The 257-nt window shown below is 67.7% G+C and carries 1 pseudogene; it reads left to right on the top strand.

Annotated elements, in window-relative coordinates:
- Positions 1-46: 46 nt before the first annotated feature.
- Positions 47-257, top strand: a pseudogene (locus ACQG3P_RS20405) (DUF5009 domain-containing protein); the annotation flags it as partial.

Genomic DNA, 257 nt, shown 5'->3' on the forward strand with positions numbered 1-257 from the left:
CGCTGCAGGGGCGCGCGACCTGGATCGCCGGCGAGCGCGAGGACGCATGCGCACGCCTTCCTCTTCGCGCCTGGGCTCGATCGATGCCCTGCGCGGGCTGACCGGGGCTGCGATGCTGCTGGTCAACAACCCCGGCGACTGGAGCCATGTGTTCGCACCGCTGCTGCATGCGGTCTGGCACGGCTTTACCCCCACGGACCTGATTTTCCCGCTGTTCCTGTTAATTGCCGGGGTGTCGCTGGCCTACAGCCTCGCAA

Origin of the sequence: Stenotrophomonas sp. SrG (genome assembly GCF_050031795.1) — a bacterium.
Taxonomy (GTDB): Bacteria; Pseudomonadota; Gammaproteobacteria; order Xanthomonadales; family Xanthomonadaceae; genus Stenotrophomonas; species Stenotrophomonas rhizophila_A.